This is a genomic window from Clostridium sp. D53t1_180928_C8 (assembly GCF_015667795.1).
In the GTDB taxonomy this organism is placed as follows: domain Bacteria; phylum Bacillota; class Clostridia; order Clostridiales; family Clostridiaceae; genus Clostridium.
On sequence record NZ_JADPEL010000032.1, the window covers coordinates 1 to 13,413 of the forward strand.

The following is a 13,413-nucleotide window of genomic DNA, read 5'->3' on the forward strand; positions in this document are numbered from 1 at the left end:
AGTTATGTTAACTGTAAGAGATAAAATAATAATGATAGCAGCTTTTAATATAGAAATATACTTTTTATCTATATATCTTATAACTAGAAATATATATGCTGATAAACTAAGATATTCAATGGGAAAACATGAAGAGGTACTAAAGAAAGATAAAAGTAGTATTTTATGGAGATTGAAACTTTGGATTGATCCTTATGAAAAAGTAAAAATTTCAGATAGATTATCGGCAATTAAACCCTTTGATATAATTAGCATTGTTATATTTATTGTTTTATTTCAAAATAATATAGGCGGGGCAATTATATTTTTGGTACTTAGAATTAAAACTCTTCTTTTAATTTTAGAAGTAATAATTCCAATTCAGACATCTATTTCAGGTGTATGTACAGAAATAGTTGAAAAGTCAACAAGTAAGGGCTCTAGTACTTATTATGGAATATATATAACCGATTATGAAAAAAGAAGAGAATATATTCTTCGTGTTAATGAGTATCCATATATCAGTACAGGTCAAAAATTAACAGTAGTGCATGGAGCAATATCTAAAAGACCAATTTATGTAAAAGAAATAAAATTGCATATAAGATAATATATTAAATTTATACAGCAGAAAAATGGAAAATATGGAGTAAAAGATATATGAATATTTTTAGATTATTAAATAATGATATTGAAGATTTAAGTGAAGAGGAGAGAGTGCTTGCAGAAAATTTTAATGAAGCATTGAGAGAAAAATTAATAGATGACTTAGCAGATTATGAAGTTGATAAGTTTATTAGAGAACTAAAAAGTGATGAAGATAGTTTTAGGTTGAGAATATCAGATATTTTGGTAAATGGGAAAAAGGGATATATTAAAATGCCTACAAAGACTTTAATAGATATATATCTTGAGAAGAAGGATGAAGGTGAGTTTATAAATTTAATTGAAAGTATAAGTAATATGTAAAATATGCCTCTGAGGCAAATTCATGTATTGGATTTGCATCAGGGGCATTTTTGTTAGAAAAAGTTAAGATTTGTTTAAGTTGCTTTGTAAGAATTATACTTTAATATATAGATATAGTATTTTTGATATAATATAATAAATATAAATAAGATAAAAAAAGAGGAAACAGATGGGTAAATATAATGTTTTAGTAGTTGATGATGAAAAGGAAATAGTTGATGCTATAGAAATTTATTTGAAAAATGAAGATATAAAAATAATGAAGGCTTATGATGGATTAGAAGCTTTACAAATCATAAATGATGAAAAAATACATTTAGTTATTATGGATATAATGATGCCAAAAATGGATGGAATGAGAGCTACTATGAAAATTAGAGAAAATCAAAATATTCCAATAATAATTCTATCAGCAAAATCTGAAGATTGTGATAAGATATTGGGATTAAATGTAGGTGCTGATGATTATATAACAAAGCCATTTAATCCATTAGAAGTAATAGCTAGAGTTAAATCACAGTTAAGAAGATACATATCTTTAGGAAATTATCAATCAGAGGAAGAGAATGAAATAATAACAGTTGGAGATTTAGAACTAGATAAGAAAAGTAAAGTTTTAAAAGTATTTGGAGAAAATATAAAAATTACTCCAATTGAGTTTAAAATTTTAGAGTTATTAATGAGTAATGTTGGAAGAGTATATTCAGCAGAAAGTATATATGAAATTGCTTGGGGGGAACCGTGTTTCAGTACAGATACAGTTATGGTTCATATAAGAAGAATTAGAGAAAAGATAGAAGTAGATTCTAAAAATCCAATGTATTTAAAGGTGGTATGGGGAGTTGGATATAAAATTGAATCAAACTAAGGAAAAAGAGTTTGATATTTATAAAGTTAAGAATATAATATATTTAATACTAAGAAGTATAGCAATAACAAATAGTATTTTAATAATTGGATTAGTAAAAGAATATAAGATTTTATATTTAATTATTGTTTTACTAATATATATTAATATAACTTTATTAATAAAAGTGATTTTAAATAACTTTAGAACAGTAACATTATGGAGAGTGTTAGATAACTTTATAGATAAGATAGAAAATCAAGATATAACCATAGAAAACATATTAGAAGAATTTAAAGCCTTTAAAAATATAATGGGTAAGACCTATGGAGAAATTTCAGATGATATAAAAGAAATAGTAGTAAATATAAATAAATCAATAAAAAATTCTAAGAAAAATGAAAGAATGAATTTATTGTTAGTAAGTAGAGTTACAGATAAATTAGATAAACCTCTGAATTGTATTATTGAAAATGTAGAAAAATTGAAGGATTCAGAAGAGAATGAGGAGGAAATATTATTATCATTAAGCAAAAAGTCTAATAGTTTAAAAAAATTAATTGATGAGCTTTTTGAGTCAGCAAAGGTAGCAAGTGGAGATATTCACCTAGAAATGAATGATATAGAAATAGTATCATTATTAAGACAAGCTTTAATTGAATATAAAGAAGAAATAGATGAAAGTAATATTATATTTAAAGTCAATATTCCAAAAGAAAAGATTCTTGTTAAATGCAATGGTGAGAAAATGTGGAGAGTATTTGGAATATTTATTGAAAATGCTTTAAAACATTCTTTAGATAATAGCAGGGTATATATTAATTTGGAAAAAAGTAATGAAATAGTTAATGTTGGTTTTAAAAATACTTCTAAAAGAGAATTAAATATATCTCCTAAAAATTTAGATGAAATTATTGAAAATAATGATGATAATGTGTCAGGATTAAATTTGGAGATTGCAAGAAATTTAGTTTTAATTCAAAACGGTAGCTTTGATTTAGATATAGAAGCTGATTTATTTAAAGTTAATGTTTCTTTCTCAGTAATTGAAGAGAAAGGAGAAGATATTAATGATTAATAAATTTATAGAAAAGAAAAAGTATTGTAGTAGATGGGTTACTGATAAAGAATCAATAAAAATTAAAACTATTAATGGAAAAGTTTTTATAGAAAGTTTTATAGGTAAAATATTAGTTTTATTAAATTACTTTTTAGTTATAAAGTTAGTACATACTACAGGAGATGAATTTATTCCTAATTATGAAACAGAAGCAAATAAATACATAGTTTTTTTAACTTGGTTCATTTTTTCGATTATGGTTTTAATATCAATTATACAATTAATAACTAGAAATAGAGTTTATACATCGGATATATCATTAAGTGAAGTTGAAGTTAATTATTATAAATATAAAATGTTTAGTAAATTTTTTAGGGTTATGATATTAAGCGCATTTTACATTATGTTATATCAAGTGTTTTTTCAAATTACCATTAAGAATTTAAATATTAAAAGTGCAATTTTATATTGGGCGATAATATTAAATATTTTAATACTATTATATTTATTATCAGTAAATATAAAAAATTTCTTTAAAAGAGATTTTATTAAGGAAACATTGAATTCAATATTAGAAGAAGTAAATAACAATAACTATAATTTAGCAAAAGAAAAAGTTAAAGAAGCTAGAGAAGAAAATTCAGAATTTAAAAGTTTAGACTTAGAAATAACTATAAATGCAATAGAAGAAATAATAATGATTTCTGAAAAGGAAAGCTTTAATAACGCTAAGTCATATAGTAGTAAAAGTGAATTAATTGCTAATATTTCTCATGATTTAAAAACTCCCTTAACTTCCATAATTAATTATGTTAATTTTTTAAGAAGAAGGAATATTACTAAAGAAGATAGAAGGGAATATATAAATATATTAGAAAGAAAATCTACAAGGCTTAAGGCATTAATAAAAGACTTAAAGGAATCAATAGATTTAAGTAATGAAGAAAGTAAATTGGAAAAATCTGAAGTAAGATTAGATGAACTTTTAAAGGAGTCATTAATTGAATTAGAGGATAAAATTGAAGGCTCAAAGTTAACATTTGAATTAGATATAAGAAGTAGTGATGGAGAGTTAAAGAAAAGCTATATCGATTTAAATAAGATAATGAGAGTTTTTCATAACTTAATTTCTAATATTTTGAAATATTCTAGTGAAAACAGTATTGTAATAATAAAATTAGAGCAGGAAGAAAGTTTAGAATTTGAAAAGGGATTTTATACTAGAATAACTTTTAGAAATATTTCCAAGGAAATTCTAAATCTAACTGGAGATGAATTTATGGAGAGATTTAGACGAGGTGATTCATCTAGAAATACTGAAGGTTCAGGTTTAGGATTAGATATAGCAAAATCTTTAGTTGAGTTACATAATGGTCATCTTAAGGTTGATATTGATAACAATGAATTTATAGTAGATATGATTATTTAGAAATGTTATTAGAGGAGAACATTTATGAAAAAAGAGATAAAATTAAATAATTTAATATTTCCAATATGGATACTTTGGTTATTTCCACCTATTATTATTGTAGTTATAATAGGAAATTATATAATTGATAGTTTAGTAATATTATTTACTTTTTTTATATTTAAGGTATCTTCAGTGACTGGAGAAAGTACAAAAAGTCTTTATAAAAGAAGCATATTAAAGGTATGGATATTTGGCTTTTTAGCAGATATACTAGGAACATCATTGTTATTTATTATAATGATGATACTAGGGGAAAATGAAGATTTAGTACAATGTATAAGTTACAATCCATTATCTAATTTAGGATCATTTATAATAGTGTTTAGTACAATTTTAGTTGCAGCAGTATTTATTTATATTTTTAATTATAATTATATATTTAATAAAGTTATAATTGATAGAAAGTCTAGGGTAAAGGTTGCATTAACTATTGCAATATTAACTATGCCTTGGACATATTTAATACCAACAGAATGGTTTTTTAAATATTATTAAAGTAATATTGATACAAGAATAACAAGTGTAAAAATACATTTGTTATTTTTTTTATAAAATTTTATAGTTATTTAAACAAAACTACATTTTCGTACGTCTATATATTAGAATTTAAAATAGTACTATTTATATAATTCTGGATAGGAGAATAAATTAATGATAAAAAATAGGGGTAGGAGCTTAGAAAAAATATTTGAAGACTCTGCAATTAATAATAAAGAAAGATTTTATAGATTAGCATATTGTTATGTAAAAAATCATCATGATGCTATGGATATACTACAAGAAAGTATATTAAGGGGGTATTCTAATTTATCTAAGATTAGAGATAAGGAATCTATAGATAAGTATTTAAGTAGGATAATAATTAATACTTCAATAGATTTTATTAGAAAGAATTCTAAAATGATTTTTACTGATGATGAATGTTTAAAAGACATCATATCAGAAGCGAATTCAACTGATATTAATTATGTTGTTGATAACCTTGAACCAGAGCTTAAATCTATTATAATTTTAAAGTATTTTCATGGTTATAAGATAAGTGAGATTGCAGAAATATTAGATATTTCAATTTCTAAAGTTAAAAATAGAATGCATAAGGCTTTAAAACAGTTAAGGGTAGAAATTAAGGAGGAAAGTTATGAGTAAAAATTATTTTGAGGATGAAAAATTACAATATGAAAATATAGAAATACCTAAAGAATTAGATTTTATGGTAAAGAAGACTTTAAGAGAGGGAAGAAGAAAAAGAAAAGTAAAAATTATATATAGATATGGTATTGGAATAGCAAGTACATTTTTAGTTTTTATATTATTAGTAAATATGTTTCCAACGGTAGCTTATGCTATGAGTAAGATACCAGGAATTGATAAACTAGTAGAGCTTGTTAAGTTTGATAAAGGATTTGATAATGCAATAGAAGATGGGCTTGCTAAAGAGGTTAATTTTGAGGAAGAAAAAAATGGAGTAAAGCTTAAAGTAAATACTGTAGCTGGTGATTGGAAAAGTCTTTGGATTGATTACGAAATATCTAGTGATACAGAAGTTGAAGTTACAGTTAGTGTAAATAAAAGTGGTATAGAAAATGCAATTCCAGTATTGATAGAATTTAGAGATGGAGAAAATGAAGGAGAAAGATATATAAAAATAGGATTTCAGGAGTTTAATGAAAATTTTGATTTGAAATTTGATATATTTAAAGATGATGAAGCTGCAATGAGTGGAAATTATATTTCAAGCTTTAATGTACCTATTAGCTTAGATAATAAAATTTTCAATAGTGAATTAAAGGAAATTACTTTAGACAACAATTTGATTAATACTGAAATAGGAGATGTTGAAATAATAAGTTTAAAAAGTAGTAAAACAAGAGTTGTTATGGAATTTAAATTAAATAGTGATAAATATGAATATATGAATTTTGAAGATCCTAGACTTGTAGATGATAAAGGAAATATATATGAAATAAGTACATCATATATAAGTAGTAGTGATGAAAATAATGAAATTAAAATTGTAGAGTTACAAGGTGAAATAAAAGAAGGTATTAAAAAATTAACTTTTCAGTTTGATTCTATGTATTATGCTAGGAAAGATAATAGAAGTATTATTGTAGATTTAAAGAATAAGCTAGTAGAACCTAATGGGTATAATTTTGAATTTGAAGATTTAATTGGAAATGAACTTATATTAAAGGCCGAAAATGTTGAAAGTGTATCATTTGAAAATATTATACTTGAGAATGGAGATGATTTAATAAGTGAAAGTGGAGTATCTTGCATAAGTGATGAAGAAAATGATAATTATTATATTAAGGCATATTTAAAATTAAATGATGTTAATGTGGATAAAGTTGAACTGAAAATATTTTGGATAATGAAGGATAAGATTGAAGGTAACTCGATAGATTTAATATTAAAATAAAAAATATAACTCATATAGAGGTCGAGATTAATACTCGGCCTCTATGTTTATTTATTAGATAATTTCCTTACTCCAATTAGCTTTTTTATAATAAATAAGTGTAACTATAAAACCTATTATCCATCCAATAGGAATACCAATCCATATACCATCAACTCCTAGTAAATTAGAGAAAAAGTATGAGCCAGGTATTCTTGCAAGCCACAATGATATTATTGAACTAATAAGAGGAAAGAGTGCATTTCCTGCCCCTTTTATAGCACTAGTTAACATAAATGATATGCAGATAAATATAAAAAATGGTCCTATAGTATTTAAATAATGAGATCCTATTTGTAATACTTCACTATCTGAATTAAACATCATTATTAATTCTTTTGCAAAAAGGCTAAATAAAATTGCAACAGAGATAGCCATAACAACTGACATATAAATTGAATATTTTAATCCGTTTGTAATTCTATCAAATTTTTTAGCACCCTTATTTTGTGCAACAAATGTTGAGACAGCAGCTCCTAAATTTATAATAGGAAGTGAAATGAAACTTTCAATTCTAAGACCAGCACCAAAGGCAGCCATAGCAGAAGAACCATAGCTATTTACTAAAGATTGAAGTGCTATATTACCAAATGAAAATAACATTTGCTGAATGGCACTAGGAATACCAAGTTTTAAACCTTTATTGAATATTTTATTGTTAAAATTCATTCCTTTAATTTTAATATTAAACAACTTGTGTTTTTTGTTTAAGTATATAATACTAAATATAAAGGATGTCCCTTGAGCGATTACTGTTGCAAGGGCTGCACCAGAAATATCCATTTTAAAATAAATAATGAAGACTATGTCTAATATTATGTTTAGTATTGTTGCAATAATAAGAAAGTATAATGGATTTTTAGAATCTCCAAGACCTCTTAAAATAGCACTTACACTATTATATCCAGCAGAAAATATAGTTCCAGCAAAAATTATTATAAGATAAATTTTTGAAGAATAAAGAATATCCTGTGGTGTGTTCATTAGCTTTAGAATTGGTTCACATAATGCTATTCCAAGGAATGTGATTATTAAGGAAGATATAAACACAAATATGTAAGTTGTGTCTATTGTATTTTTAACCTTGTCCATTTTTTTTGAACCGTAGTATTGAGATACTAAAATTGAAAATCCAAGAGTAATACCAGTTAAAAGTGAGGTTAATAAAAACATAATTGGATTAGCACCAGATACAGCAGCCATAGCATCTTTACCTATAAATTGCCCCACTATAATTGAGTCTGCGGTATTGTAAAGTTGTTGAAATAATGCTCCGATTAGCATTGGAAGAGTAAATAATAAAATTGATTTCCCCTCATGTCCTGAAGTTAAGTCTCTCATAAAAAAGTCCCCCTTAGTTATTTAAAATTATTTGTATTTATAAAAACTAAAATAATTATATACTAGTATGATAAAATTGTAAAAAGAGGTAAATTTAAAGTGGAAATATAAAAAATTATGATTAGTATAATATCAATATTTAGAAGTAACATGGATAAAATATTAATATAGTATCAAATTAAGATTTAATATAAAATTAAAGTTGAGGTGCTAAAAATATGAAAATATTAATAATGAGATTAGAATTAAGAGCAGAGTGGGTAAATTCATTAAAAGAAAAGAGAATGATAGTACTAAGTTTGACTAAACGTATTTCAAATAAATTTAATGTATCAGTTTCAGAGGTGGATTTTCAAGATATTCATGAGAGAATAGGAATTGGTATTATAAGTGTAAGCACAACAAAAGAGATGTTATATTCATTAAAGGAAAAAATATTAGATTTTGTTGAGGATAATACTGATGCAGAGCTAATTAAGATAGAAGAGGAAATTATAGATTATTAAAATTAAATGATATTAAGTAAAATGGATAAAATATATGTTTATTTTTAAGAAAAATTTTATAAAGAAATTATTGACAAAATATTCAAAGTAATATATATTTATATCAACGACATGGAAAAATTAAATATTTGAATCTTATCAAGAGTGGTGGAGGGACTGGCCCTGTGAAACCCGGCAACCTATTAACTGTTAAAAGTTAGTAGTGAGTAGTTAAAGTGAAAGAAAATTTTTAGAATTTTATAACTAACTACTAACTAAAAACTATTAACTATGTTAATGTGGTGCTAATTCCTGCAGTTTTTTAACTGAGTGATGAGAGGGTAAATTAATAGTGATTTTTATGCGCACTGGAGTTTATTCTCTAGTGCGTTTTTTGTTTAATAAAAAATCGATAAGTAACATGGAGGTAGGTAAGCATGATTAAAATGCAGAATGTAAAGAAAAATTTTGGTAAAACTGAAGTTTTAAAAGATATTTCTTTAAATATAAATGAAGGTGAAATTTATGGACTTATTGGACATAGTGGAGCTGGAAAATCAACTCTTTTAAGGTGTATAAATGCTTTAGAGGATTATAATGATGGGTCAGTAAAAGTTATGGGGAAGGAAGTAAAAGATTTAAGTGAAAAAGGTAAAAGGGAATTAAGAAAAGAGTTAGGAATGATATTCCAAGGTTTTAACCTTTTAAATAGAAAAAATGTATTCCAAAATGTTTCATTACCATTAGAAGTATGGGGATATGATAAGTCATTTATAAACAAAAGAGTAAATGAACTCTTAGAAATAGTAGGACTTTCAGAAAAAGCTAAAAGTAAGCCATCAGAATTAAGTGGTGGACAAAAGCAAAGAGTTGCAATTGCAAGGGCATTGGCGTTAGAACCCAAGATACTTTTATGTGATGAAGCGACATCAGCACTAGATCCAAAAACAACTAAGGATATACTTGCATTACTAGATGATATTAATAAAAAGTTAGGAATAACTATAGTTGTTGTTACACATCAAATGGAAGTAGTAAAACAGGTTTGTCAAAGAGTAGCATTACTTCAAGGGGGAATACTTGTAGCTGAAGGAAGAGCAGAAGAGGTCTTCTTAAAACCAGAAGTATCCTTAAAGAAGTTTTTAGGAGAGGTAGATGATGACACATTACCAACAGAAGGGGTAAATATTAAGTTGTTTTTCCCGAGTGATTCATCAGAAAATGCACTTATAACAAAAATGGCAAGAGAATTGAATATAGATTTTTCTATAGTTGGTGGAAATCTAGAGAAATTTAGAGATAAAGTTTTAGGAACATTAACTATAAACATATATGAAAAGGATAGAGAAGAAGTAATGAAATATCTATCAGCAAAAAATATTATATTGGAGGTGTTGTAAACATGGATAGTAAAATGATTAATATTATGATTGAAGCATTGGGACAAACTATTTATATGGTATTTTTCTCAACATTATTTGCAAGTATTTTAGGATTTATACTTGGAATAATAGTAACTGTTACAGCTCCAAAAGGATTAAAGCCAAATGTTGTAATATATAAGGTGCTAGATTTAGTAATAAATATACTAAGAAGTTTTCCATTTATAATTTTGATAGTATTTATTATTCCATTAACTAGAGCAATCGTTGGAACACCGATAGGTGAAACAGCGGCAATAGTACCATTAACAATAGCAGCAGCACCGTTTGTTGCAAGAATAATAGAATCAGCATTAAAAGAAGTAGATCCAGGAGTAATAGAAGCAGCTAAATCATTTGGAGCATCAAATACTCAGATAATATTTAAAGTAATGATTAAAGAAGCTGTTCCAGCAATTATATCAGGTTTAACATTAACTATAATTAATATAATTGGATATTCAGCAATGGCAGGAAGTGTTGGAGCAGGTGGTTTAGGTAAAGTAGCTATAAGCTATGGATATCAAAGATATCAGACAGATGTAATGATAGTTACAGTGATTATTTTAATAATAATGGTTCAAGGACTGCAAAGTTTAGGGAACTATTTATATAAAAAATTAAGTTAATAAGTAATATTAAAAATAAATTTAGGGGGAATTTTACATGAAAAAGAGAAGTATTTTAACAGCAATAATAGCAGGTATCGTAGTATTAGGATTAGTGGGATGTGGAAATAGTGGAAGTTCATCAAATAACGATGATAAAGTAATAAAGGTGGGTGTATCACCAGTTCCTCATGAAGAAATTATGGAAGTTGCAAAGCCACTTTTAGAGGAAAAAGGATATAAGGTTGAAATAGTTGAATTTACTGATTATGTATTGCCAAATACATCATTAGAAAATGGTGAAATAGATGCAAACTATTTTCAACATATAGCTTACTTAAATTCATTTAATGAAGATAATGGTACACATTTAACTTATACAGCAGAAATTCATTTAGAACCAATGGGGGCTTTTTCTAAAAAGTATAAATCTGTTGATGAAATTAAAGAAGGAGCGACAGTTGCAGTTCCAGATGATCCATCAAATGAAGCAAGATCATTAAGGGTATTAGCAGCAGCTGGATTAATTGAAGTAAATGATGGAGAATTAATTACTATAGCGGATATAACTTCAAATCCAAAAAAATTAGAATTTAAAGAGTTAGAAGCTGCAACATTACCAAGAGTTTTAGAAGATGTTGATATTGCAGTAATTAATGGTAACTATGCATTAGAAGCAGGACTAGATGTAAATAATGATGCTTTCTATGCAGAAGATAAAAATATTGCAAGTTTAAAAGAGAGAAGAAATGTTTTAGCTGTTAAAGAAGGTAGTGAAAATACTCAAAAAATTAAGGATTTAACAGAAGCTCTTACATCGGATGAGGTTAGAGAGTTTATAGAAAAAAAATATAATGGAGCAGTTGTTCCAGTATTTTAATTTAATAAAAGCAATAAATAACTATAATAATTACTTGGGGAATTAATTATTATAAAGGGGCTTAAATGATATAATACGGAGATAATAAAAGATGATTTCTATTAAGGAAATCATCTTTTATTATTTGAGTAAATGAAGTATACTGTATATTATGTATATAGTATATAGAAAAATATTACAAGTATTAGAGGGAGAAAAGAGGACAAGCTATGAATATTTCTAATATAAATGTTGGTTTAACAGGGGAAGATTTATTAAGTATATATAATGATTTTGTATCAATAAAAGAACTTAATATAGAGAATATAGAAATAAAAGAAGATATAAGGATAGTAGGTTCATTTACAAAGGGTATTGTTATAAATTTTGAATGTAGATTTAAGCTAAATTCTATGGAAAATGGATTAATAAATGGTGAGCTTACTGGATTTAAAATTCTTAATATAGGAATAGCATCATTTTTAAGAAAGATTGCATTAAAGTTTGCTCTAAAATCTTTAAAAGATATGGGTATAAGCTATGATAATGGTAAAGTTATAATACAATATAAATATTTACTAAAGGATATTCCGTATGTTGATTTTGATATTAATAGTATATATTGTGCATATGGAGTTTTAAATGTAGAATTAAAAAATATAAACTTATCTTTAGGTGGAGAATTAAAGAAAGAAATAGAACTTATAAGCTTTGAAAAAGAAAATAAATCTGAATTTAATGAAGAAGAAATAAAGAAAACCGAAGATTGTTATACTAAAGGAAGAGAAAAGGTTAGTAGAAAGTTACCAGAAAAGGCTAAAAAATATAAAGATTATATTTTTGTATTGCCAGATATTGCAGCATTAATATATAGATTACTTAAAGATAAAAGAGTAAGCATGAAAACTAAACTTGTAATATCAGGAGCTGTTGCATACATTACAATACCAAGTGATTTAATACCTGATAAAGTTCCTTTTGTAGGTAAAATTGATGATATAGCAATTGGAATATTTGCATTGAATGTTATAATGACAGATGTGCCATTAAATATAATAATGGAAAATTGGCAAGGTAAAAATGATATATTAGTAGTTGTTAAGAATGTAATTGAATATGCTACTAACTTTACTGGTGCTAAGAATATAGATAGTATTTATAGGGTTATGGAAGAAATCTTATCAGTTTAAAACTAGAGTTTAACAAATGAAAAAATATTAGCATTTAATTATAAGGGAAAGGATGATTAGTAGTGAAGTACTATGCTGTTTATAAGGGAAAGTCAGGTGCTCCTAAAATATTTACTTCATGGGATGAATGTAAAAAAGAAGTTATAGGTTTTAAGGGGGCAATATATAAAAGTTTTACTACAGAAAAAGATGCAATTAACTTTATTGCATTAAATGCAGAAGGAAAAAGTGAAGAAAAGTCAGAAAGTCTAATTGAAAATGAGGATGGCTTATTTATATATGTTGATGGAAGCTTTGCAGTTGATAAGGGAAATTATTCTTATGGATTAGTTGCTGTAAAGGATGGAGAAATAATATATAAAGATAAAGGTAAGGGCTTTGATAAAGAAGCAATTGCGTTAAGAAATGTTTCAGGAGAGGTTTTAGGAGCTAAGATGGCTGTAGAATATGCTATTGGTAATAGATTTAAGGAAGTAACGATAGCATATGATTATCAAGGAGTTGAGTCATGGGCTCTTGGAACTTGGAAAAGAAATAATAGAATTACTGTTGAATATAATGAATTTATGCAAAGTAAAATGAAAGAAATAAAAATAAAATTCAAAAAGATAAAAGGCCATTCAGGACATAAATATAATGATTTAGCTGATAAGTTAGCAAAAGAAGCTCTTGGTATATGTAATTAGATAAAATGTATTAGTATAATTTATCGAATGAATGAT

The 13,413-nt window shown here is 25.7% G+C and carries 15 protein-coding genes and 1 riboswitch; of the genes, 14 read left to right on the top strand and 1 reads right to left on the bottom strand.

All coding sequences use genetic code 11. The features are described from left to right. The 8 genes from I4V51_RS15045 to I4V51_RS15080 form a co-directional block, all read left to right on the top strand. On the top strand, positions 1-589 hold a 589-nt coding region (locus I4V51_RS15045; protein WP_195989256.1), incomplete at its 5' end, for a hypothetical protein. 50 nt (positions 590-639) lie between these two features. Continuing rightward, complete coding sequence (locus I4V51_RS15050; RefSeq protein ID WP_195989257.1) at positions 640-948, top strand: hypothetical protein; 309 nt, start codon at positions 640-642, stop codon at positions 946-948. A gap of 169 nt (positions 949-1,117) precedes the next feature. Then, complete coding sequence (locus tag I4V51_RS15055; protein WP_195989258.1) at positions 1,118-1,816, top strand: response regulator transcription factor; 699 nt, start codon at positions 1,118-1,120, stop codon at positions 1,814-1,816. Beyond that, entirely contained in the window at positions 1,791-2,873 is a 1,083-nt protein-coding gene (locus I4V51_RS15060) for a sensor histidine kinase (RefSeq protein ID WP_195989259.1), read from the top strand. The genes I4V51_RS15055 and I4V51_RS15060 overlap by 26 nt, the downstream gene beginning before the upstream one ends. Beyond that, positions 2,866-4,284, top strand: coding sequence for a HAMP domain-containing sensor histidine kinase (locus I4V51_RS15065; RefSeq protein WP_195989260.1), 1,419 nt, complete (start codon positions 2,866-2,868; stop codon positions 4,282-4,284). Before I4V51_RS15060 ends, I4V51_RS15065 begins: the two co-directional genes overlap by 8 nt. Positions 4,285-4,308: 24 nt before the next feature. Beyond that, positions 4,309-4,821, top strand: a complete 513-nt coding sequence (locus tag I4V51_RS15070; RefSeq protein WP_195989261.1) for a hypothetical protein — start codon at positions 4,309-4,311, stop codon at positions 4,819-4,821. 156 nt (positions 4,822-4,977) lie between these two features. Further along, positions 4,978-5,472, top strand: a complete 495-nt coding sequence (locus I4V51_RS15075; RefSeq protein WP_195989262.1) for an RNA polymerase sigma factor — start codon at positions 4,978-4,980, stop codon at positions 5,470-5,472. After that, on the top strand, positions 5,465-6,748 hold the full coding sequence (locus I4V51_RS15080) for a DUF4179 domain-containing protein (RefSeq protein WP_195989263.1): 1,284 nt from the start codon (positions 5,465-5,467) through the stop codon (positions 6,746-6,748). The genes I4V51_RS15075 and I4V51_RS15080 overlap by 8 nt, the downstream gene beginning before the upstream one ends. A 54-nt stretch (positions 6,749-6,802) precedes the next feature. Here I4V51_RS15080 and I4V51_RS15085 read toward each other — a convergent pair whose 3' ends face one another. Beyond that, on the bottom strand, positions 6,803-8,128 hold the full coding sequence (locus tag I4V51_RS15085; protein ID WP_195989264.1) for an MATE family efflux transporter: 1,326 nt from the start codon (positions 8,126-8,128) through the stop codon (positions 6,803-6,805). Between the two features lie 218 nt (positions 8,129-8,346). On the opposite strand from I4V51_RS15085, the gene I4V51_RS15090 reads away from it, so the two are divergent. The 6 genes from I4V51_RS15090 (at position 8,347) to I4V51_RS15115 (ending at position 13,377) form a co-directional block, all read left to right on the top strand. Then, positions 8,347-8,634 carry a DUF503 domain-containing protein gene (locus tag I4V51_RS15090; RefSeq protein WP_195989265.1) on the top strand — a complete coding sequence of 96 codons (288 nt, stop codon included), beginning with the start codon at positions 8,347-8,349 and terminating at the stop codon, positions 8,632-8,634. Between the two features lie 132 nt (positions 8,635-8,766). Beyond that, a riboswitch (SAM riboswitch) is annotated at positions 8,767-8,953 on the top strand. A 97-nt stretch (positions 8,954-9,050) separates the two neighbouring features. After that, positions 9,051-10,013 carry a methionine ABC transporter ATP-binding protein gene (locus tag I4V51_RS15095; RefSeq protein WP_195989266.1) on the top strand — a complete coding sequence of 321 codons (963 nt, stop codon included), beginning with the start codon at positions 9,051-9,053 and terminating at the stop codon, positions 10,011-10,013. Positions 10,014-10,027: 14 nt separating this feature from the next. After that, positions 10,028-10,663 carry a methionine ABC transporter permease gene (locus tag I4V51_RS15100; protein ID WP_195989284.1) on the top strand — a complete coding sequence of 212 codons (636 nt, stop codon included), beginning with the start codon at positions 10,028-10,030 and terminating at the stop codon, positions 10,661-10,663. 37 nt (positions 10,664-10,700) lie between these two features. Then, positions 10,701-11,522, top strand: coding sequence for a MetQ/NlpA family ABC transporter substrate-binding protein (locus tag I4V51_RS15105; RefSeq protein WP_195989267.1), 822 nt, complete (start codon positions 10,701-10,703; stop codon positions 11,520-11,522). A gap of 209 nt (positions 11,523-11,731) precedes the next feature. Continuing rightward, the gene (locus I4V51_RS15110) at positions 11,732-12,691 is read left to right on the top strand and encodes a YkvA family protein (RefSeq protein ID WP_195989268.1); all 960 of its coding nucleotides are present in this window, start codon (positions 11,732-11,734) and stop codon (positions 12,689-12,691) included. A gap of 62 nt (positions 12,692-12,753) precedes the next feature. Beyond that, a complete protein-coding gene (locus I4V51_RS15115) occupies positions 12,754-13,377 on the top strand; it encodes a ribonuclease H family protein (RefSeq protein ID WP_195989269.1) in 624 nt (207 codons plus the stop codon). Positions 13,378-13,413: the final 36 nt, after the last annotated feature.

Excerpts from the sequence above, each read along its gene's own strand:
- I4V51_RS15050 (WP_195989257.1), top strand. The coding sequence starts at position 640 with ATGAATATTTTTAGATTATTAAATAATGATATTGAAGATTTAAGTGAA.
- I4V51_RS15055 (WP_195989258.1), top strand. The coding sequence starts at position 1,118 with ATGGGTAAATATAATGTTTTAGTAGTTGATGATGAAAAGGAAATAGTT.
- I4V51_RS15065 (WP_195989260.1), top strand. The coding sequence starts at position 2,866 with ATGATTAATAAATTTATAGAAAAGAAAAAGTATTGTAGTAGATGGGTT.
- I4V51_RS15070 (WP_195989261.1), top strand. The coding sequence starts at position 4,309 with ATGAAAAAAGAGATAAAATTAAATAATTTAATATTTCCAATATGGATA.
- I4V51_RS15075 (WP_195989262.1), top strand. The coding sequence starts at position 4,978 with ATGATAAAAAATAGGGGTAGGAGCTTAGAAAAAATATTTGAAGACTCT.
- I4V51_RS15080 (WP_195989263.1), top strand. The coding sequence starts at position 5,465 with ATGAGTAAAAATTATTTTGAGGATGAAAAATTACAATATGAAAATATA.
- I4V51_RS15085 (WP_195989264.1), bottom strand. The coding sequence starts at position 8,128 with ATGAGAGACTTAACTTCAGGACATGAGGGGAAATCAATTTTATTATTT.
- I4V51_RS15090 (WP_195989265.1), top strand. The coding sequence starts at position 8,347 with ATGAAAATATTAATAATGAGATTAGAATTAAGAGCAGAGTGGGTAAAT.
- I4V51_RS15095 (WP_195989266.1), top strand. The coding sequence starts at position 9,051 with ATGATTAAAATGCAGAATGTAAAGAAAAATTTTGGTAAAACTGAAGTT.
- I4V51_RS15100 (WP_195989284.1), top strand. The coding sequence starts at position 10,028 with ATGATTAATATTATGATTGAAGCATTGGGACAAACTATTTATATGGTA.
- I4V51_RS15105 (WP_195989267.1), top strand. The coding sequence starts at position 10,701 with ATGAAAAAGAGAAGTATTTTAACAGCAATAATAGCAGGTATCGTAGTA.
- I4V51_RS15110 (WP_195989268.1), top strand. The coding sequence starts at position 11,732 with ATGAATATTTCTAATATAAATGTTGGTTTAACAGGGGAAGATTTATTA.